Source organism: Alteromonas sp. S005 (genome assembly GCF_036864475.1).
In the GTDB taxonomy this organism is placed as follows: domain Bacteria; phylum Pseudomonadota; class Gammaproteobacteria; order Enterobacterales; family Alteromonadaceae; genus Alteromonas.
The window spans coordinates 141,562-165,217 of record NZ_JAZETN010000007.1 but is presented as its reverse complement, the minus strand read 5'-3'; the positions used below and the strand labels follow the sequence as shown (position 1 = coordinate 165,217).

General features: G+C 44.3%; 19 protein-coding genes. 14 read left to right on the top strand and 5 right to left on the bottom strand.

Features of this window, described 5'->3' with window-relative positions; all coding sequences use genetic code 11:
- The first annotated feature begins 84 nt into the window (after nucleotides 1-84).
- Together metG and V7R55_RS10760 are read left to right on the top strand one after the other, a co-directional pair.
- Nucleotides 85-2,112 (top strand): methionine--tRNA ligase, encoded by a 2,028-nt coding sequence (gene metG, locus V7R55_RS10765; RefSeq protein WP_334059470.1) that lies wholly within the window; start codon nucleotides 85-87, stop codon nucleotides 2,110-2,112.
- Nucleotides 2,113-2,454: 342 nt separating this feature from the next.
- Nucleotides 2,455-3,294, top strand: a complete 840-nt coding sequence (locus tag V7R55_RS10760) for a mechanosensitive ion channel family protein (protein WP_334059469.1) — start codon at nucleotides 2,455-2,457, stop codon at nucleotides 3,292-3,294.
- A 185-nt stretch (nucleotides 3,295-3,479) separates the two neighbouring features.
- On the opposite strand, the gene V7R55_RS10755 is transcribed toward V7R55_RS10760, so the two are convergent.
- The gene (locus V7R55_RS10755; protein ID WP_334059468.1) at nucleotides 3,480-4,337 is read right to left on the bottom strand and encodes a class I SAM-dependent methyltransferase; all 858 of its coding nucleotides are present in this window, start codon (nucleotides 4,335-4,337) and stop codon (nucleotides 3,480-3,482) included.
- A gap of 84 nt (nucleotides 4,338-4,421) precedes the next feature.
- Between V7R55_RS10755 and gloB the strand changes: the two genes are divergently transcribed.
- The 4 genes from gloB (at nucleotide 4,422) to V7R55_RS10735 (ending at nucleotide 10,177) form a co-directional block, all read left to right on the top strand.
- Nucleotides 4,422-5,213, top strand: coding sequence for a hydroxyacylglutathione hydrolase (gloB, locus tag V7R55_RS10750; protein ID WP_334059467.1), 792 nt, complete (start codon nucleotides 4,422-4,424; stop codon nucleotides 5,211-5,213).
- Nucleotides 5,214-5,277: 64 nt separating this feature from the next.
- Entirely contained in the window at nucleotides 5,278-6,942 is a 1,665-nt protein-coding gene (locus V7R55_RS10745; RefSeq protein WP_334059466.1) for a lytic transglycosylase, read from the top strand.
- Nucleotides 6,943-7,020: 78 nt separating this feature from the next.
- Nucleotides 7,021-8,055: an ion transporter gene (locus tag V7R55_RS10740; RefSeq protein WP_334059465.1), complete on the top strand. Its 1,035-nt coding sequence runs from the start codon at nucleotides 7,021-7,023 to the stop codon at nucleotides 8,053-8,055.
- A 130-nt stretch (nucleotides 8,056-8,185) separates the two neighbouring features.
- Nucleotides 8,186-10,177: an Ig-like domain-containing protein gene (locus tag V7R55_RS10735; RefSeq protein WP_334059464.1), complete on the top strand. Its 1,992-nt coding sequence runs from the start codon at nucleotides 8,186-8,188 to the stop codon at nucleotides 10,175-10,177.
- 273 nt (nucleotides 10,178-10,450) lie between these two features.
- Here V7R55_RS10735 and cysS read toward each other — a convergent pair whose 3' ends face one another.
- Nucleotides 10,451-11,833 carry a cysteine--tRNA ligase gene (gene cysS, locus V7R55_RS10730; RefSeq protein WP_334059463.1) on the bottom strand — a complete coding sequence of 461 codons (1,383 nt, stop codon included), beginning with the start codon at nucleotides 11,831-11,833 and terminating at the stop codon, nucleotides 10,451-10,453.
- Between the two features lie 184 nt (nucleotides 11,834-12,017).
- Here cysS and V7R55_RS10725 point away from each other — a divergent pair, with 184 nt between their 5' ends.
- From V7R55_RS10725 to gtfA, 6 genes are all read left to right on the top strand, one after another.
- Complete coding sequence (locus V7R55_RS10725) at nucleotides 12,018-12,509, top strand: peptidylprolyl isomerase (protein ID WP_334059462.1); 492 nt, start codon at nucleotides 12,018-12,020, stop codon at nucleotides 12,507-12,509.
- Between the two features lie 152 nt (nucleotides 12,510-12,661).
- Nucleotides 12,662-13,387, top strand: coding sequence for a UDP-2,3-diacylglucosamine diphosphatase (gene lpxH, locus V7R55_RS10720; protein WP_334059461.1), 726 nt, complete (start codon nucleotides 12,662-12,664; stop codon nucleotides 13,385-13,387).
- 178 nt (nucleotides 13,388-13,565) lie between these two features.
- A complete protein-coding gene (locus tag V7R55_RS10715) occupies nucleotides 13,566-14,180 on the top strand; it encodes an OB-fold-containig protein (RefSeq protein ID WP_334059460.1) in 615 nt (204 codons plus the stop codon).
- Between the two features lie 18 nt (nucleotides 14,181-14,198).
- Nucleotides 14,199-15,968: a flotillin family protein gene (locus tag V7R55_RS10710; RefSeq protein ID WP_334059459.1), complete on the top strand. Its 1,770-nt coding sequence runs from the start codon at nucleotides 14,199-14,201 to the stop codon at nucleotides 15,966-15,968.
- A 202-nt stretch (nucleotides 15,969-16,170) separates the two neighbouring features.
- Nucleotides 16,171-16,350 carry an oxidoreductase-like domain-containing protein gene (locus V7R55_RS10705; protein WP_334059458.1) on the top strand — a complete coding sequence of 60 codons (180 nt, stop codon included), beginning with the start codon at nucleotides 16,171-16,173 and terminating at the stop codon, nucleotides 16,348-16,350.
- 385 nt (nucleotides 16,351-16,735) lie between these two features.
- The gene (gene gtfA, locus V7R55_RS10700; RefSeq protein WP_334059457.1) at nucleotides 16,736-18,232 is read left to right on the top strand and encodes a sucrose phosphorylase; all 1,497 of its coding nucleotides are present in this window, start codon (nucleotides 16,736-16,738) and stop codon (nucleotides 18,230-18,232) included.
- A 125-nt stretch (nucleotides 18,233-18,357) separates the two neighbouring features.
- Here gtfA and V7R55_RS10695 read toward each other — a convergent pair whose 3' ends face one another.
- Entirely contained in the window at nucleotides 18,358-18,780 is a 423-nt protein-coding gene (locus V7R55_RS10695; protein ID WP_334059456.1) for a winged helix-turn-helix transcriptional regulator, read from the bottom strand.
- A gap of 194 nt (nucleotides 18,781-18,974) precedes the next feature.
- Between V7R55_RS10695 and V7R55_RS10690 the strand changes: the two genes are divergently transcribed.
- A complete protein-coding gene (locus V7R55_RS10690) occupies nucleotides 18,975-19,964 on the top strand; it encodes a YhdH/YhfP family quinone oxidoreductase (RefSeq protein ID WP_334059455.1) in 990 nt (329 codons plus the stop codon).
- 120 nt (nucleotides 19,965-20,084) lie between these two features.
- Here the strand turns inward: V7R55_RS10690 and V7R55_RS10685 are convergent, their stop codons facing one another.
- Entirely contained in the window at nucleotides 20,085-21,098 is a 1,014-nt protein-coding gene (locus V7R55_RS10685) for a zinc-binding alcohol dehydrogenase family protein (RefSeq protein WP_334059494.1), read from the bottom strand.
- Between the two features lie 99 nt (nucleotides 21,099-21,197).
- Between V7R55_RS10685 and V7R55_RS10680 the strand changes: the two genes are divergently transcribed.
- A complete protein-coding gene (locus V7R55_RS10680) occupies nucleotides 21,198-22,118 on the top strand; it encodes a LysR family transcriptional regulator (protein ID WP_334059493.1) in 921 nt (306 codons plus the stop codon).
- Here V7R55_RS10680 and V7R55_RS10675 read toward each other — a convergent pair whose 3' ends face one another.
- Nucleotides 22,119-23,627: a S10 family peptidase gene (locus V7R55_RS10675; RefSeq protein ID WP_334059492.1), complete on the bottom strand. Its 1,509-nt coding sequence runs from the start codon at nucleotides 23,625-23,627 to the stop codon at nucleotides 22,119-22,121.
- Nucleotides 23,628-23,656 lie beyond the last annotated feature (29 nt).

Here is a 23,656-nt window from a genome sequence, read left to right as displayed (position 1 = left end):
TGTTTGAATTACGAGATGCAAAAAACGCGGTTTTCCGCTAGTATTTGCAGCCATTTTGAAACGCAAAGAATCAATAACGTCATTATGTCAGAAAAACGCCGAATTCTGGTAACCAGTGCGTTGCCATACGCAAATGGTTCTATTCACTTAGGTCATTTGCTAGAACACATTCAAACCGACATCTGGACTCGTTTTCAGCGCCTGCGCGGAAACGAATGCTACAGTGTTTGCGCCGACGATGCACACGGTACACCGGTTATGCTTAAAGCCCAAGAGCTTGGCATTACACCAGAAGAAATGGTGGCTAGAACCCGTGCAGAACACCACCAAGACCTTGTTGATTTTCACGTTGATTACGACAACTACTATGTAACTCATTCGCCAGAAAACAAGGCATTGTGTGAAGAAATTTACACCCGTTTAGATAACGCGGGTTACATTAGCAAACGTACTATTAACCAACTGTTCGACCCTGAAAAAGAAATGTTCCTGCCAGACCGTTTCGTTAAGGGTACTTGCCCTAGCTGTGGCGCAGAAGATCAAAACGGCGATAGCTGTGATGTATGTGGCGCAACGTATAGCCCAACTGAAGTTAAAAACCCGCGCAGCGTGGTATCGGGTGCTACACCAGTCCTACGTGAGTCTGAGCACTTCTTCTTTGACCTGCCAAAATTTGAAGGCATGTTAAAAGAGTGGATCCGCTCAGGTGCTCTTCAAGAAGAAATGGCTAACAAGCTGCAAGAATGGTTTACTGAAGGTCTTCAACAGTGGGACATCAGCCGTGATGCGCCTTATTTCGGCTTTGAAATTCCAGGTGCGCCGAACAAGTTCTTCTACGTGTGGGTAGATGCGCCCGTTGGCTACATGGCAAGTTTCAAAAACTTCTGCGATCAGAACAACCTCGAATTTGACGATTTCTGGAAAGCCGATTCTGACGCTGAGCTGTACCACTTTATTGGTAAAGACATTACCTATTTCCACTGCCTATTTTGGCCTGCCATGCTTGAAGGCGCGGGATACCGTAAGCCTACTGGCGTGAACATACACGGTTTTGTAACCGTAAATGGTGCGAAAATGTCAAAGTCGCGCGGTACCTTTATTAAAGGCCGCACATACCTTGACCACCTGAACCCAGAATATCTACGTTACTACTTTGCGTCTAAGCTAGGTGATGGTGTAACCGACATCGACCTTAACTTTACTGACTTCGCTCAAAAGGTGAATTCAGACCTGGTAGGTAAAGTGGTTAACATTGCAAGCCGCTGTGCAAGCTTTATCACTAAGCGTTTTGACGGGAAGCTGTCTGAAAACGTGATTGAGCCAGAGCTAATTGCTGAGTTCCAAAATGCATCAGAGAGCATTGCTGCATTATTTGAGAAGCGTAAGTACCACCAAGCTGTGCGTGAAATTATGGCCCTTGCTGATAAAGCCAACCAGTTTATCGACAACAACGCACCTTGGGTAACCATAAAAGACGAGACTAAGCAGCAGTTCACACACGATGTGTGCTCGCTAGGTATCAACATGTTCCGTCTGCTTGTGATTTACTTAAAGCCTGTGCTTCCGGTACTTGCAGAAAAAGCAGAAGAATTCCTAAACGACAAGTTTGACTGGAATTCACTGCAAACCCTACTGAAAGGTCACGCCATCAACAAGTTTAAGCCGATGATGCAGCGTGTAGAAATGGAGAAAATTGACGCCATGGTTGAAGATTCAAAAGAAAGCCTAGCGCCAGCTACACCAGCTATCGACCCAGACAGCCCGCTTGCTAAAGACCCTATTAGCGACACTATCTCGTTTGATGACTTCGCGAAAGTAGATTTACGTATCGCCCGTATTGCTAACGCAGAACACGTAGAAAAAGCAGATAAGCTTTTACGCTTAGAGCTAGATTTAGGCGGCGAAACTAAGCAAGTTTTTGCTGGTATTAAGTCGGCCTACTCGCCTGAAGCCCTTATCGGTAAGCACACGGTAATGGTGGCGAACCTAGCCCCGCGCAAAATGCGTTTTGGTATGAGTGAAGGCATGGTGTTAGCGGCGGGCCCAGGTGGCGACGAGCTATACATTCTTGAGCCGCACGAGGGTGCCAAGCCGGGTATGCGCGTTAAGTAAGCTTTAAAAGCGCGAACATAAAACTAAGGTGACATTCAGCGCTATAAAGCGAAAGGATGTCACCTTTTTTATTGGTAGTTCAAAGTAACACTCAGACTTACAAAGCATTAAATCACATAGGCAGCGTCACGGAGCAAGCACAAGCCTAGTAAGCCAAGACACCTCACAGTTTTTCATCTCAACCCACCGTTACTCATACCTTCTTTCTACCAGTGTTCCAACGTTAATTAGGCTAATGGCTGTAAGTCAACAAACAAGCTAGAACCATTCGGGTTAATAGATAGCGATCTAACCCTCTTTCCATAACGTAGTCAGCGTGATTTATTAATGAAAGAGGCACTTATGGAAGATTTCTTCGGTACAAATATCAATTTATCGGAATTAACCGAAAAAGCCATATCACTGGTGATGACTTATACCCCAAAATTGCTATTGGCTATTCTTACTTTGGTGGTAGGTCTTTGGTTGGTGAATCGTTTTATAACCCTATTGGATCACAGAATAGGAAAAAAGGACCCCACGCTAAACAAATTTTTATGCGGGCTTATTAGTGCCGTTCTAAAAGTCATGTTGTTGATTTCCGTTGCCTCTATGATAGGTATTGAAACCACCTCATTTATTGCAGTCGTTGGGGCGGCAGGTTTGGCTATAGGTTTAGCTTTACAAGGCAGCCTGGCTAATTTTGCTGGCGGTGTGCTAATCCTGATTTTCAAACCCTTTAAAGTAGGTGACACCATTGAAGCAGAAGGTCATTTAGGCTCTGTTGCAGAGATACAAATTCTTTATACTGTAATTAACACCTTTGACAATAAGCGTGTTGTTATTCCCAACGGGAATCTGTCTAATGCCACATTAACTAATGTTAGCGTATACGATAAACGCCGCTGCGACATGACCTTTGGCATTGGTTACGATGACGATATCGACAAAGCTAAGAAAATTTTGCAGCGTTTGTTTGAAGAAGACGAACGTTCACTGACCGATCCTGAACCTAGGATATGTGTTGGTGGGTTAGGTGATAACTCAGTCGACCTAATGTTTAGACCTTGGGTCGGTACAGATGACTTGTGGCCTTACTACTGGGATATGCAGGAAAAAGTTAAAAAAGCCTTTGATGAAGAAGGTATTAGCATTCCTTATCCGCAGCGAGATGTGCATTTGTATAACGCAAGTACCGATTAAACCATCAATATGGAGATAGCATGCTAAGCTATCTCCATCTCCCCTTCAAATTGGCTTATAAACGCTAAGGCCTGGCTTTCTGCTACAGCAACCTAGCAAATATCTAAAAAGGTTAACGCTTGTTACAGCTTTTTATTTAAAAGCCTGGCCCGCGCTAAGTGTGCGTGACATGTGCATAAACACCGCTACCGCAGCGTACGATTCACCGTAGAAGTTCTTACACTAGCCCCAACCGCTGAAAAGCGCGGTTTTAAATTACGTTTAGGTTTTATGGCCGTCATAGGGATTACACGCTTTTTCGCGAGTATTACATATACTGCGCTGCACCAAGGAAAATAAGACGCTAAATAATGCTGAAGCTTAGCGGCCCCTTTCCAACGTTGCTGAAAAAATAGCGTAGAAAACAACACCTGGCGCTGCTCAACAATTTCAAAACCCATTAACTCTAGCCAATCTTTAATGCGGTACGATGTAAAAAAGCGAGCATCATGCAAAATATTTCCGCGCTTAACAGGTAAGAACTTTGCGATACCGGCAAGGCTTAAAGGATTAAAACCACTGATAATAACGTAACCATTTTGCGTAATCACACGGTCAACCTCTCTTAATATCTCGTGGGGGTCTTGGGCAAAATCTAGCTCGTTAGCCAATAGAAAGCCGTCAATACTATTTTCAGAGAAAGGTAAGGAATGCGACTGCCCTACAACGTTATTTTCTCTGTTGGTTGTCAATTCGCGGCTTTCACCTTGTAGATGCGAAGTTGCAACGTTATTGTCTGAGGTATTATTTGATGCAGCGTTGCCCTCTAACTGGCGGCCAAATTGGTTGTCAAATGGCACCTGATTGATGTGATGCCGTATAGGGCTAGTATTTAGATTAATTTCGGCACTTAACGCGCCTAGCTTAGCAAAGTGATATCCAAATATGCGCTCAGCATAATCGCTACAAACAGTATTCACGGCACCGCGAATATGCTCTCCTGCAGGGAAATCGTCCCAGCTCGTAGGGTAGCGAGGTGGTTTGGCTTTAAACGCCGTTCTCATTAACACTGCGCGCTCTTAGGTTGCTCTGCTGTTCACAAGTCCCTATAGTAACGCATAATTCTACCTACACAAGCAGGTACTCAAATGACGGCAGAAACGCTTCCTTCAGATGTAACAATTCATCCTATCCCCGCTTTTACTGACAACTACATTTGGTGCATTCACAATGGTAAAAGCGCCATAGTCGTCGACCCGGGCGATGCAGAACCTGTGTTGGCCTTCCTTAAAGCAAAGAATTTAATGCTTAGTGCGGTTCTTATTACCCATCATCATAGAGATCATACTGGTGGCATTGCAAAGCTAGTATCTACCGTACCGGATTTACCGGTTATAGGGCCAAGAGGTAACCATATAAGAGGCATCACTAAATCGGTGGCGCAGGGCGACACCGTTTCTCTTCCCGTGTTCAAAATGGCACTTCAAGTTATGGAGGTGCCGGGTCACACGCTAGATCACATTGCGTTTTTTGGTCATGGCGTACTATTTTGTGGTGATACGTTGTTTTCAGCTGGCTGCGGGCGTCTATTTGAAGGCTCGCCAGAGCAAATGCATCATTCTTTAAATAAGATAAAGCGACTTCCAGACACCACCAAGGTTTACTGCACTCACGAATATACACAGGCTAATGTTGCATTTGCATTAACTGTTGAGCCCGATAACACAGCACTTAAAGACTATGCTGCCTGGGTTAAAGAGAGGCGCGAACAGAATCAGCCTACGCTACCGAGCAACCTCAAAGAACAAAAAAACATTAACCCATTTTTACGCGCCCATGAACTTTCTGTGAAAACTGCTGCCGAAGCCTATTGCGAAAATAACCTGGCTGACGATGTAGCGGTATTTGCTGCAGTTCGCCGCTGGAAAGATGAGTTTTGATGCAAAAGTAAGCCGAATATCGTAATATTGCGGGTTTGCAGTGCTCCACGAGGTTTCTTCATATATGCAGTTGAAGTTTTTTCCTCTATCGCCGTTATTGTTGGCGATAGGTTTAACGGGTTGTCAGTTAACCGATAATAACAGTGACAATGCACAATTAGAAAATCACGAAAATGCTTCACTGGGCTCATGCAGTGAAATACATAGCAGCGAAGAGGCCATTTCCGATTGTGAACTAGCAAAAGATGGTGTTGTAGAGGTCGTGCACCCCAATGACGACGCGCTAGAAGAAACTGCTGAGCTCACCAGTACGCCTGACCTGCACACGCAGGCTGTAGTAACTGATGTATGGCGGCGGGCCAGCGCTAGCTTCGCTTTACCCATACCCGACAATAAGCGTCTAAGTGCCCAACGAAAGTGGTACTTAAAGCACCCAGAATATATGGCTCGCGTAGTTAAACGAGCTAAGCCATTTCTCTATTACATCGCTGAGGAAATTGAAAAGCGTGACATGCCGATGGAGTTAATACTTTTGCCCATCGTAGAGAGCGCATTCGACCCGTTCGCATATTCTCATGGCAGGGCGGCGGGTATGTGGCAATTTATTCCCGGCACCGGTAAGCGGTTTGGTATGGATCAAAACTGGTGGTACGACGGGCGCCGCGACGTTGTCGCGTCAACGCAAGGCGCACTGGATTATCTTACCTATTTAAATGAGATGTTCGATGGTAATTGGCTACACGCACTAGCGGCCTATAACAGCGGTGAAGGGCGCGTTCAACGAGCGATTAAAGCCAACAAACGTGCTGGAAAGCCTACCGATTTCTGGAACTTGAATTTACCCAGGGAAACGCGTGCGTATGTGCCTAAGCTACTGGCACTTGCTGATATTCTTAAAAACAAAGATGAATATGCGTACTCTTGGCCAGAAGTAGAAAACGTTGCCGTTATCGAAGTGGTCGATATTGGTTCTCAGGTCGATTTAGCGTTTGCGGCCGAGCTTGCCGGCATGTCTTTGAAAGAGCTTCATGGTTTGAATCCTGGGTTCAACCGCTGGGCCACATCGCCAGATGGTCCACACCGTTTAGTACTTCCCCTTGATAAAGCTGCGGCATTTTCGCAAGCTCTTGCGAAAATTGACCAGAAAGAGCGTCTTAACTGGGTACGCCACACAGTTAAATCCGGCGATAGCTTAGGTAAAATAGCAAACCAGTACCACACTACGGTAAAAGTGCTTAAGAGTGTGAATGAACTGGACTCGACAATGATCCGAATAGGTCAAGCGATAATGGTACCTGTTGCACTTCAAGAGTTAGACAGCTATACCTTATCGCAAGAGCAACGTTTGGCCAGCTTGCAAAATGGCAGCTCGTCTCAGCAAAAAGCGCGTCACACCGTTAAACCCGGTGATACGCTATGGGATATTGCACGTAAATACAAAATAAGCACCAAGCAGTTAGCTAAATGGAACGGTATGGCTCCTGGTGACACGCTTCGCCCAGGAAAAACTCTGGTGATATGGCTGAAAGGCAAAGCGCAAGACGGGGTTACCAAAAAATTAACCTATACGGTAAGAAACGGCGACTCGTTATCTCGAATTGCAAGTAAGTTCAATGTAAAGGTAAGCGACATTGGCACGTGGAATTCCTTAAACACCAAACGCTATCTGCAACCCGGGCAAAGACTGACACTGTATGTGGACGTAACAAGGTTGAACGCATCCAGCTAGTGACTCAATGTAATATATCATTAGCGCGTTTCCTTTAAGCGGTCATATGATGGGTTAAATCACGAAAAGGATATGGAAATGCTCAGAATTAACCGAGAAAATTTGCGAAATAGTCACGAAACACCTTGGTTAATTTTAGATTTAGTCATGCTAGGTATACTGTTCGTAAATCTAGTATGGCTTATATTCGATGCTCTTTATGCTACAGACGTTGTATACGGCCTATTAGGCACTTATTTTCCCGCCTTTCTTAACGCTTACGATCCTATTCATGCCAACTTTTTGTTGGTTGATTTAGTCTTCATTGCCATATTCTTTACCGAGTTTTGCTTTCGTTGGGCCGTTGCTATTGTTCGTAAAGAACATTTACGCTGGTACTTCTTCCCGTTTTTGCATTGGTACGACATTATTGGTTTAATTCCTACGGGCCCTACCCGTCTATTTCGCTTCTTGCGAATATTCTCCATATTGCATCGTTTGCACAAATTCGAAATTATTGATTTAAACCAAACCGCCGTCTTTCGCTTTTTTGCCTTTTATTACGACGTGTTTGTTGAAGAACTCAGCGACCGGATTGTTGTTAAGGTGCTAAGCGATGCGCAAAAAGACATTTCAGCAGGCTCGCCTTTGTTAGACGACATTAACGCACAAGTACTCGCCCCCCGCCGACCTGTGATAACGCAGTGGATGGCTGGCGTAATCAACCACTTAGGCCAGTCTATCCAAAGCAAGGAACATGGTGAGGTGATTCGAGAGCACGTACGAAAAAGCGTGGGGAAAGCGGTGAGAAGTAACGCACAAGTTTCCTCTCTGCACTATCTACCAGTTATTGGCAAAACCATTGAGAATACCTTGGAAGAATCAGTTACCGACATTGTTACCACATCGCTTGTAAACCTGTTAAGCGACTTAGATGCAGAGCGCATTGACCACTTTATTTCTGTTGGCATGCACGACTATACCCCTACTGCCGACGCACTTGATAAAGAAGTGCTTAACGTTGTAAATGAATGTTTAGAGCTAGTTAAAGCCCACGTTGCACAGCAGCGTTGGAAATCACAGTTAACTGAAAAAGAATCGGCTATTCCAGTAGATAAGCCTGATATTAACTAAAACGCTTGATGCACCTATATGCATACTAAGTAGACCAAAGCTAAAAATGGTTAACTTTAACTAAAACGCGCTTTATACTCGCAACATTGGAATCTCAAACTTTAAATTAAAAAGATAAGGAAGTCTTGCATTGACGAACTTTAGTAACATATCGAAAGTATCTCTTATTTCATTATCTTCAGTCCTTTTTGTTACCGCTTGTGGCGGCGGAGGCAGCGGAAATGACAGCCCCGGCACTGGAAGTGGTAGCGGAGCGACACCTCCCCCACCCAAAATCATTTTGGCCGACTATCAAACTGAAGCATCATTAAGCAGCCTTTCATCATTGGATAGTTTTCTGCAGCTTGGGTTTATGGCGCAAAATGACTTGGCAGCTCCCAATACGCTTGATACAGCGGGCGAAGTCAGCTGTAACAATGGCGGAATTTTTGAAAAAACACATGTTGATACCGACAGCGACAGTAAGCTATCAAGTGGTGACACATTAACCATTACTTATCGCGAGTGTTATATAGGAAGCTTAGCTGACTTTGTTGACGGAAGCGTCGTTTACACGATCAACTCATATGTTGAGAATGAAGGTTTCGATGCAACTCTTGATTTGAGTGATTTAGAAATTGACGGCTCCATTAATTTGGATGGTCAAGTTCGCATTGAATATGCAGAAACGCCAACAAACAGTGAATTGTCAATGATTACTCTCGGTGATGTTGCACTAAGCTTTAATGGCGAAAAAGTATTAACCTTTAATGATTTCGAGGTTATGAAACAAAATGACTATCTAACTGCGAAGTATCGAGTCAATGTGAATGGCACTATTGATGACGAGACTATCGGTGAGGCTTATCAGGTCGCGCAAATAGATTCGTTTTCAGGCTTTTTCAACGAATACCCAAATGAGGGGGAAGTTTCCATATTCACCTCTTCAGCTGATATAGTGAAAGTTTCCGCTAACTTTGTTGAAAACTCCATGTATTACAACGTTGCTTACGGAGAAGAGTCTTTCTTAGTGCGTTGGGAAGAGGCTATTGAAGGGGCACTTATGGGTGTTGGAACACAAGCCCCAGATATTATTACGCCTTTTCGTTCCGACAATTTCTCTTTTGCCGCTTTCATCAGGGAAGCTTCGCTGAACAACTTTGGTTTAAGTGATAGCATTGTAATAGTCTTTTCTAGACCAGTTGGTTCTGCTTCTGGTTCATACGGGGAGGTGAGTTTTGAGAATTTTGATTTCCCTTACGAAAGAGTACCTGCCGATATCGAAATCAATGGCTCTATTGTAATTGTTACTCCTGAAAGCGCCCTCGACGCAAATGCTACATATTCATTAAGTGATATCGAAGTAATTTCTACAAATGGCCAAACCGCATTCGCGCGATTTTCAACCATCAAAACAAGCAACAAGATTATTCCAGTTGTCAGTAAGCAGTCGAACCTATTTCGTTACAACGATACTCCTCAGCTTAGTGCAATTGATACTGTAAATAACACTGATGGTGCTCTGTCTTTCCAATGGAATGAAAAAAGTGAGATTGGCGTAGAGTTTAATTCTCCTACAGAGGCTGTAACGACGTTCACTGTGCCAGATGGGACGACTGAAGACATTACCGTTGAAGTAGTTATAACAGCGCATTCGGGTTACAGTGTGACAGAAACTCTATCGCTAACCTATATGGCTCCAATGAGTACATTTTTGAGTTTTGATAGTCCTACTGGCGATTATATTGGAGGTGGCGAGAGCCGCGTGTATACAGAGGTAGATGGCGTGTTCCGGGTATCTTACGATGTAGGAACACCTAATTTTATAGGTGTAAGTTATGACGGAACCGATTGGTGGAATTTAGATCTGGCAGCACCTACTAACGAGTCTATTGATGTTGGCGTGTATGAGGAAGCGAGAAGATATCCCTTCCAGTCTCCAACGTTACCTGGATTAAGCTTCACTGGCTCGGGAAGAGGATGCAATCAGAGTATTGGCAAGTTTGAAATTCTTGAAATGTCTTATGATGGAAATGGCGATATTCAAAACTTGGCAGTAGACTTTGAACAAAGTTGTGAGCTAACAGGTCCTTTATTGAAAGGGAAGTTCCGCTTTGCTTCTGATGCTCCGCTCAATAAATGATAAATCGTTTTCGCTTCTTTAACAGAGATTAATTTAAACGTAAGCGACCACATTTTTAAGCTTCAGACAAAATCTATTACAAAGCCCGGCGTTGATACCGGGCTTTTTTGTAACTCTAAAAAACGTTTTAACCAAAACGCTTCGTTGCGTATAAAATTACTGAGCGAGGTGAATGAATGTTTAAAAAGTGTCAACGCTATTTAGGACGGGTCGTAAGAAATAAGAAAGCCCACAATAAGTGGGCTTTCTCAACTCAAAATATAACAGCTATTGCTACGCTTTACGCCACGTAGTGCCGCTTGGGCCGTCTTCTAACACTACGCCTTTTGCGTTTAACGCATCACGTGCGGAATCTGCCGCTGCCCAGTCTTTAGCTGCACGAGCGTCGTTGCGCTGTTTAATCAAGGCTTCAATTTCAGCAGCTTCATCATCGTTACCCTCACCGCCTTTAAGATAGGTGTCAGGATCGCTTTGAAGCATACCCAAAATTGCGCCTAGGCCTTTAAGTACAGCAGCCAGTTTACCTGCTTCTTCTACGTTATCTTTTTGGCGGTTAAGCTCACGTGCCACATCGAATAACACAGAAAATGCTTCAGGTACGTTTAGGTCATCATTCATAGCCGCTTCGAAACGCGCTAGATAACCGCCGTAACCAAGGTCTGTACCCTCGTCTACTACAACACCACGCAGCGCAGTGTACAAACGCTCTAGGGCGGCCTTCGCTTGAGTAATATTGTCTTGAGAGTAGCTTAACTGGCTACGGTAATGTGCCGACATCAAGAAGAAACGCAAGGTTTCTGAGTCGTGCTCTTTAAGCACATCGCGCAAGGTAAAGAAGTTGCCTAACGACTTAGACATCTTTTCATCATTAACTTGAACCATACCCGCGTGCATCCACACATTTACGTAAGGCGTATCGTATGCGCAGCACGACTGGGCTACTTCATTTTCATGGTGCGGGAAGGTTAAGTCTGAACCACCGCCATGAATATCAAAGTGCGCACCAAGATGCTTATGATTCATTGCAGAACACTCAATGTGCCAGCCCGGACGGCCTTCGCCGCATGGTGACTGCCAAGCTGGCTCACCAGGCTTGGTGGTCTTCCACAATACGAAGTCTAGCGGGTCGTCTTTACCTGCAGCCACTTCAACACGAGCACCGGCTTTAAGCTGCTCTAGGTCTTGTTTGCTTAACTTGCCATAATCTTCGTACTTGCTTACGTCGAATAGTACATCGCCGCTTTTAGCTTGATAGGCATAGCCTTTGTCCATAAGACGTTGGATAATTTCAATGATCTCGTCTATGTGGCCACTTACTGTTGGCTCTACGTCTGGCTCTAGTAAGTTAATCGCCGCAAAATCTTCGTGCATCATAGCGATAGTACGCGCTGTTAGTGCTTCAAAGCTTTCGCCATTTTCATTGGCGCGAGCGATAATCTTGTCGTCGATATCCGTGATGTTACGCACGTATTTCACATCTAAACCAAGGTGACGCAAGTAACGTACTAAAACATCGAAACTTAGGTAAGTGCGGGCATGACCCATATGACTTAGGTCATAAACAGTAATACCACACACATACAAACCCACTTTCCCTTCTTCAAGCGGCACAAACTTCGCTTTTTCACGGGTTCGGGTATTGTAAAGATGTAGCATGTCTATATTTCCTATTTGTCATAATTTTGGGGCGCAAAGTTTATCACTGTCACGATTTAAATGGTACAAGCCTTTTGCAGCGACATTGCTTTAATCTGCAATAGCCGTCACTTTGCGCTATCGACTGGTTTTGCGCTAAAATGCCCACACTTTACATTTACGCTAACACACAGGACAAACCACAATGGTTACGTTAAAAACAAATTTTGGTGACATCACCCTAGAGCTTTTTGAAGACAAAGCACCTAAAACAGTAGCTAACTTTCTTTCTTACGTAGAAGACGGCTTTTTCGACAACACTATCTTTCACCGTGTAATTAACAACTTTATGGTTCAAGGTGGCGGTTTTACACCTGATATGGAACAGAAAGATACTAAAGAGCCTATTGAAAACGAAGCCGACAACGGTGTTGCAAATGAAGTAGGTACCATCGCGATGGCGCGTACTCAAGACCCACACTCAGCTACAGCGCAGTTTTTCATTAACGTGAACAACAACGATTTCCTTAACCATTCTAGCAAGTCTGTAAACGGCTGGGGCTACTGTGCTTTCGGTAAAGTTGTTGAAGGTATGGACGTGGTAGAGAAGATCAAAGCGGTTAAAACAGGTAACAACGGCTATCACCAAGATGTACCTGTTGAGCCTGTTATCATCGAAAAAGCAGTTGTAGCCTAAGTCACTGCTTAGAAAAAATTATTAAACTACCTGACTAAGTGTTAGTTTGGCTGGCATGCTGTTCAAAGCCATGCCATTCAAAACAAGCCTTTAGTTATACCAAAGCCGCGTGATCGTTAACGCGGCTTTTTAGACCACACTTAAGAAGATTTATGTCGTTCACCTACTTCATTGCTGATTTACATCTAAGTGCAGACCGTCCAGATATCACAGAGTGTTTGATGCGCTTTTTAAAAGAAGACGCGATTAACGCTGACGCACTTTATGTTCTTGGTGATTTATTTGAAGTGTGGATTGGCGATGATAACGTCACCCCCTTTAACACAGCTATAGCGGCAGCCTTTAAAGAGGTAAGTCAGCACTGCCCTATTTACTTTATTCACGGTAATCGCGATTTCGCTATACGAGAAAAGTGGCTATCAAAAGCAGGCATGACACTGTTAAACGAACAAGAGGTCATAGATCTATACGGTACACCCACCCTGCTGACCCATGGTGACGAATTATGTACTCGCGATGTTGCGTATCAGAAGTTTCGCAAGAAATCTCGTGGTTGGTGGTGGCCTCGTTTAATGCTTGCCCTGCCTTTATGGTATCGCCAACGTGTTGCCGACAACGGCCGCGCGGAAAGTAAGGCCAAACAACAAAACCTTAAACCAGACATCATGGATGTTACCCCCGAAGAAGTGGTAAAAGTGATGGAAAAATGGGGCGTGCAGCGCATGATCCATGGTCATACTCACAGACCAAACATCCACAGCCTTGAAGCTAATGGTAAACCTGCTACACGGATTGTGCTGGGTGATTGGTACGATCAAGGTAGCGTTTTAAAGGTTTCAGAAAACGACGTGATGCTGCAGCAACATAACTTTAGTTAATAGTAGTCTTTCGAACGAATCAACGCTTTCTCTCTTTTAACGACATCTCGACAACGCTAACGTTATACCGAACATGATTTCTTACAAACTAGCCTAAAGAACATTATTTACGCGCTGGCTTAATTTTTGTTCTGTGGTATAAAGAACAAAAGCAAGTTAGTCATCATGGACGGTGTAAATGACGGATGTTCTTCTTTCCCCTGCAAATTTCTGGTTTAGCATTGCGCTTATAGCCGTATTCTTTGTTTTCATATTAGAGCTAATAAGTACTATCTTCGGGGCAAGCTTTTTGGGGCTTGGCGATGATTTTGCTGAAGTAGATGGCGAAGGCTTTTTAAGTACATCGTTAGCCAACTGGTTAAATATCAATAAAGTCCCTTTCCTCATATACCTAGTTGTATTGCTTACTTTATTTGGGCTTGCAGGTCTATTGCTAAACGGCTTAACAGCCAGCATATTTAATATTACTTTGCCTGCGGCTATCTCTGTTCCTCTCGCCTTCGGTGTTGGGCTGTTTGTTACAGCCAAAACCGTAAAAATTATCGCCAGTGTATTACCAAGCGTTGAGTCTAGTGCAGTCAATAGCGAAGATTTTATTGGCTCGGTGGCGGAAATCACGATTGGTAAAGCAAGCCGTGGTAATCCGGCAGAAGCTAAATTTACCGACCATTATTCTCAGCCTCATTTTGTGTTAGTTGAACCATTCGAAGATGAAGAATTGTTCGCACAGGGAGAGCGCGTCATTTTAGTTCAGAAAAATCAACACAGCTGGTTAGCAACCCGCTACCTATAACCTAAAAGAGATAAAAGTATGGATACAATTCAAACATCTAGCTTGCCGTCAATACTCTTCATTGCCGGTGCTATTGTTGTAGGGCTTATAGTTATTGGTCTTATTTTTGCCAAACTCTACACCCGCGCAACGAAAGAAACTGCGTTCGTAAGAACCGGTTTAGGCGGCGAGAAAGTAATAAAGGACGGTGGCGCTTTGGTTCTGCCAGTTGTTCACGAAATTATTCCGGTGAACATGAACACCCTGCGCATTGAAGTAGAGAAGATTCAAAAAGACGCGCTTATTACCAAAGATCGTATGCGTGTGGACGTAAAAGCCGACTTTTACTTGCGCGTAGCACCAAATGCCAACGGCATTTCAATGGCCGCGCAAACGCTAGGTACTCGCACCACCCGCGCTGAAGAAGTCAAAAAATTAATGGAGTCGAAGTTTGTTGACGTACTACGTGCCGTAGCTGCTGAAATGAGCATGACGGAAATGCACGAGCAGCGCGCTGATTTTGTACAAAAAGTTCAGCAAAGTGTAGCTAACGACCTTGAGAAGAACGGTTTAGAACTTGAATCGGTAAGCTTAACCGGGTTCGACCAAACAGACCTGCAGTTCTTCAATGAAAACAATGCATTTGATGCTGAAGGTCGCGCTCGATTGACTAAAATCATTGAAGAAAAGCGCAAAGAAACGAACGACATTCAGCAAGAAAACCGTATTTTCATTGAGCAGCGCAACCTAGCTGCCGAGAAACAATCGTTGGACGTAAAACGCGATGAAGAAGAAGCTCGCTTAGCGCAAGAGCAGGTGCTTGCTTTTAAACGCCAAGAGCAAAAAGCTGAAATTGCCAAGCAACGAGAAATGAAAGAACGTGAGGAGCGCGAGGCTGAAATTGCTAAAAACCGTGCTATCGAAGCGGCTGAAATTGAGAAATCTCGTGAGATAGAGACCCAGGAAATCGCCAAACGCCAAGCGCTAGAACAAGCACGTATTCGCCAGCAGCAAGAAGTTGAGGTTTCAGAGCAAGTGAAACAAATTGCTGTTGCTACCAAGTCGGAAGAAGAGTCTGCTGCACGTGCTAAAGCTGCGGAAGCTGAAAAGCAAAAAGTGGAAAAAGAAGAAGCAGTACTTACCGCTAAATCAGTAGCAGAAGCTGAGCGTAAGAAGCAAATTGAAGTTATCGATGCTCGCAAAGAGGCCGAGCGTGAAGCTGTAGGTATAACCGTTGAGGCACAGGCTAAGAAAGAAGCGGCTGAAAACTCTGCTGCCGCAATTCTTACGGAAGCCAAAGCTGCCGCCGACGCTAAAATGCTGCAAGCCGACGCAGACGAGAAAGTGCTTGCCGTTGAAGCGCAAGGTAAACAAGCGCTTTACGAAGCTGAGAATACGCTCAAGACCGAACAAATTGAGCTACAAAAAGCCCTTGCGATGCTTAAGATATTGCCCGAACTTGTTGAGCAAGCGGTTAAGCCTCTTGAAAACATTGAAGGTATTAAAATTCTTCAGGGGTACGGTCAAGGTAGCGGTGCAAAAGGTGAGCATACCGTTGCAACCTCAGGTAATGGTCTTGCAGAACAAGTTACGCAGGCAGCACTAAATTATCGAGCTAACGCCCCACTGGTAGATTCTATGCTGCGTGAGGTAGGTTTAGTCGATGCCGACAAAGGCTCGTTAGCAGACCTGGTTACTGGTAACAGCGATATACTGGCCAAAGCAGGCGCAGTTAAGCCTAAGCCCGTTGTAGCTGCACCAGAAAACCTAAATGGTCATGCAACTCAGGACGGCCAACCTATTGACTAACGCTTATCAGTAAAAACTGTTGAGCAGCGCACTATAATGCACTAAGCCCTGTTATTTAACAGGGCTTTTTGTTTTCAGGCGTTTTTGCGAGTACCATCATGCTTTAGTGTTGCATTGAGCAGCACTTGCTTGTGACATTGAAAATAATGAATACTCGTAGCACACAAGATATTTTTGACGAAAAAGGGCAAGCGTAGTTTTTATGAAGTCGTTACCAGAAGAGCCGGAAAAACCATTGAGAGACGACTGTTGTGGCGGCGGCTCCTGCTGCCCATGTATTTGGGACGTCTACTACGAAAAGCTTGCTAAGTGGAAAGAAGCAAAGCGAGAGTTTGAACAGCTAAACAACAAAGAAAAAGTGAGCGTTAAGACGGGAGACTAACTTTCGATAAAAGATCTAAACTGCTGTATACCTAAGCAACACAAGCTGAATCATTTCATTTCGAATCTTCCTTCAGCATGTTGAATTTTCGCAAAAAGCGCGTTAACAAAGCAACAGGAAAGGCTCTTACCAGCTCTCATTTTTGAAACTTCTCATTTACAAACCGCTCAGGTATTGCTATTTTATCTTAATCGATTAAGTCCATCTTTTATTGCGTTCTCAAATAAATCGAGTAAGACCACGGTAAAAGATTAAGAATTAAGCTAAACCTGTTATATGGTCAACTGTGGACCTCTCAGACTGGTAGTGCTTAATTTGTAGTAATGTGTGCTCGCGAAACGAACAGCAGTACGAGCCAGCGCATGCTGAATTTTGGAGAATTATCATGTCTATACGCAATGGCGTTCAACTAATTACCTATGCAGACCGATTGGGCGATGGCAACATCGAGAGCCTGACAAGCATACTTGAAGGTCCATTGAATGACCTGTTTACCGGTGTTCATATTCTCCCTTTCTACTATCCTTATGATGGTGAAGACGCGGGCTTCGACCCTATTGATCACACATCAGTTGACGAGCGATTAGGCGATTGGAATAGCGTTAAAAAGCTTGGTGAGTCTGTAGATATCATGGCCGATCTTATCGTTAACCATATGTCAGGACAAAGCGAGGCATTCAAAGACGTACTGAAAAACGGACGCGAGTCTACCTATTGGCCACTGTTTTTAACCAAAGAAGATATTTTTAAGGGTAATGACCCAGCGCAGATCGATGAACAAATTGCGCAAGTGTTCCGCCCTCGCCCAACGCCATTTTTCAGTGATTATGAAATAGGCACAGAGACAGGAACCCCAGAAACGGTACCATTCTGGACCACCTTCACCTCTAACCAAATTGACATTGATGTAGAGTCACAGCTCGGCAAAGACTATCTATCGTCTATTCTTCAGTCGTTTACTGAAAGCAATGTTGACCTTATTCGCCTAGACGCAGCAGGCTACGCCATTAAACGAGCGGGCTCGAACTGTTTTATGCTTGAAGAGACCTTTGAATTTATTGAAGCGCTTTCAAATAGAGCACGTAACATGGGCATGCAGTGTTTAGTAGAAATACACAGCCATTACCAAACGCAGATTGATATTGCCGCACGTTGCGACAGTGTTTACGACTTCGCTTTGCCTCCGCTCGTACTGCACACCTTATTCACTAAAAATGCTGACGCACTGGCATACTGGTTATCTATTTCGCCACGAAACTGCTTTACCGTGCTAGATACTCACGACGGCATTGGGATTGTAGATGTAGGCGCAAGCGGCGAAAAGCCAGGCCTCCTAAACGCTGAGGCTATCGACGCTCTTGTAGAGCAAATACACGAGAACTCTAACGGTGAGTCTAAGAAGGCCACAGGTGCCGCGGCGAACAACGTTGATCTTTACCAGGTAAACTGCACCTATTACGACGCATTGGGTAAGGATGACTTTGCCTACTTAGTTGCCCGCGCCATTCAATTCTTTAGCCCGGGTATCCCTCAGGTTTATTACGGTGGATTACTTGCGGCCCATAACGATATGGAGCTATTGGCCAACACCAATGTGGGTCGCGACATTAACCGCCCTTATTTGTCTACCGCGATGGTCGAAGAGGCAGTTAAAAAGCCAGTAGTAAAAGGCTTAATGCAGCTAATAAGGCTTAGAAACGAAAGCGATGCATTCAATGGTACGTTTGACGTAAATTACAGCGAGAATGTTCTAGTACTGTCTTGGAAAAACGGCAAAAATGCAGCGTCACTGAGCGTAGATTTCAACGTAATGGACTCGACTATTAAGACAGTTTCTGATGAAGAAGAAAGCGTTTTATCTATTGGTTCATTGCTCGCTTAAATCATACTAAGCGCTAATCTTATGTCGAGTACTGCTGCTACTTCGCTCAGTACTCGCTATTTCTAATCAAGTCGTTGCTTAGCGTTGCCACTATTTAAAGATTAAACGAGTTTATATGGCACGCATTACCTGTAGTCATCGTTATAAGCCCTGCCCCAATCACATAGTTGTTGAAGCGTTGGTTCCAACGTACGGCCTAACTCAGTAAGTGAGTACTCTACGCGAGGAGGTACTTCGGCATACACTTTCCTATTAACTAGCCCATCACGCTCTAACTCTCTTAACTGCTGAGTAAGCATTTTTTGAGTAACGCCTTGCAAACGCCGGCGTAACTGACTAAATCGTAGTGTTTTATGGCAGAGATGCCACAAAATTACCCCCTTCCATTTACCACCGATAATCTCAAGCGATACCGCAACGCCACAAATATATTGCTTAGGGTCGTTAGAGCTTTCAATTGAGCATTTTTTTGCATTTGCGGCGTTGCTTTTGCTCTCAGTAACCGTATCGCATGGTTCTACTTCTACACTTTTCAACTTCGTTTCCATATAGCCCTCTTAGCTCAACCAAGCGATTAACACTATTTCATTATCAGCTCGCTTTTTGTGAAAACACGCAACTAAAAGCTCACCACCCTCAATAGTATCTTTTAGGGTACTACCCTACTAAAAAGTGCATACTTGCGCAAAGTTTATATATTGTCACAATGGGTAGCGTTAATTTTCGACCAACGGAGACAGGTATGACATCGTTTAAGGCTTTGCTTGTAGAACAACAGGAAGACAAATCATTCACTCGTGGCACCACAGAGCGCTCACTCGATGATTTGCCTGACGGCACGCTGCTCATCAAGGTAGAATATTCATCACTCAACTATAAAGACGCCTTATCTGCGACAGGTAATCCTGGCGTTAGCAGAAACTTTCCCCATACCCCAGGCATTGATGCGGCAGGCACGGTAGTGTCATGCGATGACGGCCATTTCAAAGAGGGTGATGAGGTTATCATCACGGGTTATGACCTAGGCATGAACACTCCTGGCGGGTTTGGTGAGTACATCCGCATACCCAGTGAGTGGGCAGTCGCTAAGCCAGATGGCCTTACATTGAGAGAGTCTATGGTTATTGGCACTGCTGGCTTCACAGCTGGGCTATCGGTACAAGGGTTAGTTGAACATGGCCTAACGCCCGATAAAGGTGATGTTTTAGTAACGGGGGCTACAGGTGGTGTGGGCTCTGTGGCAGTTGCCCTACTTGCCAAAGCGGGGTTTTCTGTAGTGGCGTGTACAGGCAAAAAAGAACATGAGTCATTCCTAAAAAAACTCGGCGCATGCAAAGTGATAACTCGCGATGAACTGTTAGAAAATAAAGAACGTCCAATGCTAAAAGAGCAATACGCGGGCGTGGTTGATACTGTAGGCGGCGAATACTTAGCGCAGGCTATTAAGGCCACCCAATATGGTGGTTCGGTAACTTGTTGTGGGTTGACTGCTTCTGCCAGTCTTAACGTAAGTGTATTTCCCTTTATCTTACGCGGCGTGTCTCTGTTAGGTATCGACTCAGTGCAATGCCCTATGCCGCCTAGATTGAGACTTTGGGATAAATTAGCCAGTGAATGGAAACTAGAATGTCTTGACGAGCTAACTGAAGAAGTTTCGCTAAATGACGTTAGCCCAAAAATAGATGCCATTTTAAAAGGTGAACTGTCGGGAAGAACATTAGTAAAGCTTTAATCTTTTAGAGCGTAAGAACATTTGAAAATAACACCGAAAAAGGGCTGGTTCCTATACCTTCGCCCTTTCTCGATACAAACACTCATGGCTCTTGATAAGAGCCATGTTGCTGACATTATCTTAAAATCCTTCTAATACTAACTTACCAATTGCGCGCCCTTCTTCCAGAGTTCTATGCGCTTCTATTAGGTTGGCAGCATTAATTTTACCTAAATGCTTGCCTACCGTAGTTTTAACTTTACCTTCATCGATGAGCGCAGCAACATGATTTAGAAGACGGCTTTGCTCTGCCATATCATCAGTTTTAAACATAGAACGGGTGAACATGAACTCCCAATGCAGCGACAGACTCTTTTGTTTTAGCTTTGCTATATCCAAACTTTCGGGATCATCAATTAATGCAAGCTTACCTTTTGGTTTCATTACTTCTACATAGGTATCAATATATTGGTGTGTGTTGTTTAAACTTGCCACATGCGTCACTTCACCAATGTTTAACGCTTTAATTTGCTCAGCCATAGGTTTACTGTGATCAACTACGTAATCGGCCCCTAAATCCTTTACCCATTGTTTAGAGCTTTCTCGCGATGCAGTAGCAATAACCGTTGCCCCCGTTAGCGTTTTGAGAAGCTGCAGCATGATAGAGCCCACACCTCCTGCTGCGCCTACAACAAGTACTACTTCGTCGCTTTTTTCGTCCTGTTGCTTAAGGGCGAGATGGTCAAACAGTAATTCGTAAGCAGTAATTGTTGTAAGCGGAAGCGCTGCTGCGTCACTGTCAGATAAAGACTTAGGCGCATTGCCGGCAATACGTTGGTCAACAAGTTGAAATTCTGCGTTTGAACCGCCTCGGGTTAGATCGCCGGCGTAGTAAACCCTATCGCCTACCGTAAATTCGGTAACATCAGCGCCAATGTCTACGACCTCACCTACTGCATCCCAGCCAAGTATTTTAGGTTCGCCACCCTCTGGGTTTACGCGCTGCCGAATTTTGTAATCTACAGGATTAACCGCTATCGCATTTATTTTTACGAGCAAGTCTTTACCTGAAACACTCGGTTTATCAACGTCTAAATCCATTAATACATCTGGTTCATCTATATCAAGTGAATGGGTATAACCAATAGCTTTCATCATTCGTTTCTCCTTTGAGTAATGTTTCCATCATACCCTTGATTAAATTTGTATAAACAGCACAATATTAGAAACATTATCAAATGGCTTTTGAAAATCATGTTGCTTGATGACTTAAATGTTGTAATAAAAGTTGCCGAATTTAGGAACATTACCGCTGCTGCAACCCACTTAAATATGCGAACCGCAACGGCAAGTGCGGCAGTTAAACGTGTTGAGCAAGCGCTTGGCGCTGAATTGTTCGTTCGCACAACCCGTTCGCTTAGGCTTTCTTCTGCAGGTGAACGTTTTCTTCCAACGTGCGAACAAGCCATGTCGATGCTGACTACCGCCAAACAGAACTTAAAGGGTGATAGCGGCGTTATTGAAGGTGAATTAAGGTTGGGGTTATCGTCAGACCTCGGGCGCAATGTTATCGCTCCTTGGCTTGATGATTTTATGGTAGAGCATGAGAAGATAAGCGTTAAGCTAAATTTAAACGACAGTAATATCGACTTCTATCGCGACCCCATCGATTTAGCTTTACGTTATGGCTCGCCTGACGATGCGAGCGTTTACGGGTTTAAAATATGTGATGTACCACGCTTACTTGTTGCCTCTCCGTCTTACATCAGCACTTATGGTACGCCTAAAAACTTCGACGACCTGCAAGCTCACAACGGCCTTTTTTATCAACTACACGATAAAGTGTATAACGAATGGGAATTCGTACACGACAATAAACCAATAAAAGTAAAAATGCAGGGAAACAGGACCGCCAATGACGGTGAGATGGTTAGAAGATGGGCTGTAGCAGGGAAAGGAGTCGCCGTTAAATCAAGTTTAGATACGTGCGACGACATTATAAATGGTCGGCTTGTGACGATGTTGCCAGACTACAAGGCAAAACCCACACAGCTTTGGCTAATTTGCCCAAGCCGCCAGTCTATTACGCCAGCGGTTAGGCTATTAAGAGATATGTTAAAAGCGCGCTGCGCCGAATGTTTAGCGCAGCTCAAAAAAGCAGGTGTTCACCTCTAACTATCTCTTATACATCGCAGGCGCACCTTTACTCGGTGTACTTGCTTTAATGAATTCACGTAGGTCTTGGTTAGACTGTTTTAAGTCATCGCGACGCAGGTACATCATGTGTCCGCTGCGATACCCTTTAAAGCTTAAACGGTCTTTTAGAGTGCCACTTTGATCTAGCTGCCACATGGTATATTTAGCATCGAAGTAATTCGTTGCACCATCGTAATAACCTGCTTGAATCATTACATTTAAATAGGGATTTTGCGCCATCGCCAATCGCAAATTCTGTCCCGTTTGATTATTACTTCTATCCCACGGATGCACGTTTCCAAACATGTTGTACTTAATATCGGTTTTGTAATTTAACTCTTCTCGCAGATAGTAATTAATGGCAGGCGTGAAGGAGTGTAGCCATGAGGTAAGTTCGGCCCAATAGTCAGGGCGGTCACCACTTTGCTTAGCATCTATGCCTAAATAGCGACTATCTAAACGGCCTAGGGTTTTCCCTTCATCTCGCAATAAGTCTTTCCAGAAAAAAGCTGTGCTTACATCTAGGTTGTTTTGCGCAATAGACGCTTCACTTAACCCAGAGTAGCGCGCCATTTGCTTTAGCACATCACGCTTTTCTGTATCACTAATAAAGCCACCTTTAGCAAGTGCCGGAATAAGCTTGTTGATGGTGAAATCTTCAACTTCGGGCAACAATTCAGTTAGGTCTTTATTTTGTAGTTCTGGGTCTAGCTTATTGTGATACCAGGCGGCAGCGGCAAAATAAGGCAGGCGATTGGCGGCCTTTACTGGTCCGTTGCGCTCAATACCAATGTCAGTTGGTGATACTAATACTACGCCATTTAAATACATCCACTGGCGATTTTGAAGCTCTAGTGCTAAGCCCGAAACACGCGTAGTACCGTAACTTTCGCCAATAAGATACTTAGGCGAACGCCAGCGGTTATTGCGTGTTACAAAGGTATTCACCCAGTCGGCCAAGTAGCTAATATCAGCGTTTACGCCAAAGAACATTTTCTTTTGTTCATCTTGTGACGGCATGCTGCCATCAGCTTTTGGCAGCACACGGCTGTAGCCGGTGTTTACTGGGTTAACAAATACAATATCAGCAACGTCTAAAATAGAGTAAGGGTTGGTTTGAACGCCATAGGGCTGAACAGGGTAACCTTCGTCATCAATATTAAGAATACGTGGACCTGTGTATGCCACATGCATCCATACCGACGCTGAGCCCGGACCACCGTTGAAAGAAATGATAAGCGGGCGCTTGGTATTTTCTTTCACATCGGTTCGCTGGTAATACGTATAAAACAAAGTGGCAACCGCTTCGTCTTTACTGTTCCAAACCGGCTGAGTACCTGTCGTTGCGCTGTATTTTACGCGTTTTCCCAAGATTTTGGTTTCATGCTCTGTTACTACACTACTATCAATTTTCACCGCACGAGCGTGCGAGGCCGAGCTTTCTTCTTGGGCTAAGGCACTAGCTGTTAAACCGAAAAAAGCAATCATGACTGCCATTAGCCACGCTAACGGACGGT

Excerpts from the sequence above, each read along its gene's own strand:
- V7R55_RS10725 (WP_334059462.1), top strand. The coding sequence starts at position 12,018 with ATGGTTACGTTAAAAACAAATTTTGGTGACATCACCCTAGAGCTTTTT.
- V7R55_RS10710 (WP_334059459.1), top strand. The coding sequence starts at position 14,199 with ATGGATACAATTCAAACATCTAGCTTGCCGTCAATACTCTTCATTGCC.
- V7R55_RS10685 (WP_334059494.1), bottom strand. The coding sequence starts at position 21,098 with ATGAAAGCTATTGGTTATACCCATTCACTTGATATAGATGAACCAGAT.
- lpxH (WP_334059461.1), top strand. The coding sequence starts at position 12,662 with ATGTCGTTCACCTACTTCATTGCTGATTTACATCTAAGTGCAGACCGT.
- gtfA (WP_334059457.1), top strand. The coding sequence starts at position 16,736 with ATGTCTATACGCAATGGCGTTCAACTAATTACCTATGCAGACCGATTG.
- V7R55_RS10715 (WP_334059460.1), top strand. The coding sequence starts at position 13,566 with ATGACGGATGTTCTTCTTTCCCCTGCAAATTTCTGGTTTAGCATTGCG.
- V7R55_RS10690 (WP_334059455.1), top strand. The coding sequence starts at position 18,975 with ATGACATCGTTTAAGGCTTTGCTTGTAGAACAACAGGAAGACAAATCA.
- V7R55_RS10740 (WP_334059465.1), top strand. The coding sequence starts at position 7,021 with ATGCTCAGAATTAACCGAGAAAATTTGCGAAATAGTCACGAAACACCT.
- V7R55_RS10745 (WP_334059466.1), top strand. The coding sequence starts at position 5,278 with ATGCAGTTGAAGTTTTTTCCTCTATCGCCGTTATTGTTGGCGATAGGT.
- metG (WP_334059470.1), top strand. The coding sequence starts at position 85 with ATGTCAGAAAAACGCCGAATTCTGGTAACCAGTGCGTTGCCATACGCA.
- gloB (WP_334059467.1), top strand. The coding sequence starts at position 4,422 with ATGACGGCAGAAACGCTTCCTTCAGATGTAACAATTCATCCTATCCCC.
- V7R55_RS10760 (WP_334059469.1), top strand. The coding sequence starts at position 2,455 with ATGGAAGATTTCTTCGGTACAAATATCAATTTATCGGAATTAACCGAA.
- V7R55_RS10695 (WP_334059456.1), bottom strand. The coding sequence starts at position 18,780 with ATGGAAACGAAGTTGAAAAGTGTAGAAGTAGAACCATGCGATACGGTT.
- V7R55_RS10755 (WP_334059468.1), bottom strand. The coding sequence starts at position 4,337 with ATGAGAACGGCGTTTAAAGCCAAACCACCTCGCTACCCTACGAGCTGG.
- V7R55_RS10705 (WP_334059458.1), top strand. The coding sequence starts at position 16,171 with ATGAAGTCGTTACCAGAAGAGCCGGAAAAACCATTGAGAGACGACTGT.
- V7R55_RS10680 (WP_334059493.1), top strand. The coding sequence starts at position 21,198 with ATGTTGCTTGATGACTTAAATGTTGTAATAAAAGTTGCCGAATTTAGG.
- cysS (WP_334059463.1), bottom strand. The coding sequence starts at position 11,833 with ATGCTACATCTTTACAATACCCGAACCCGTGAAAAAGCGAAGTTTGTG.
- V7R55_RS10675 (WP_334059492.1), bottom strand. The coding sequence starts at position 23,627 with ATGATTGCTTTTTTCGGTTTAACAGCTAGTGCCTTAGCCCAAGAAGAA.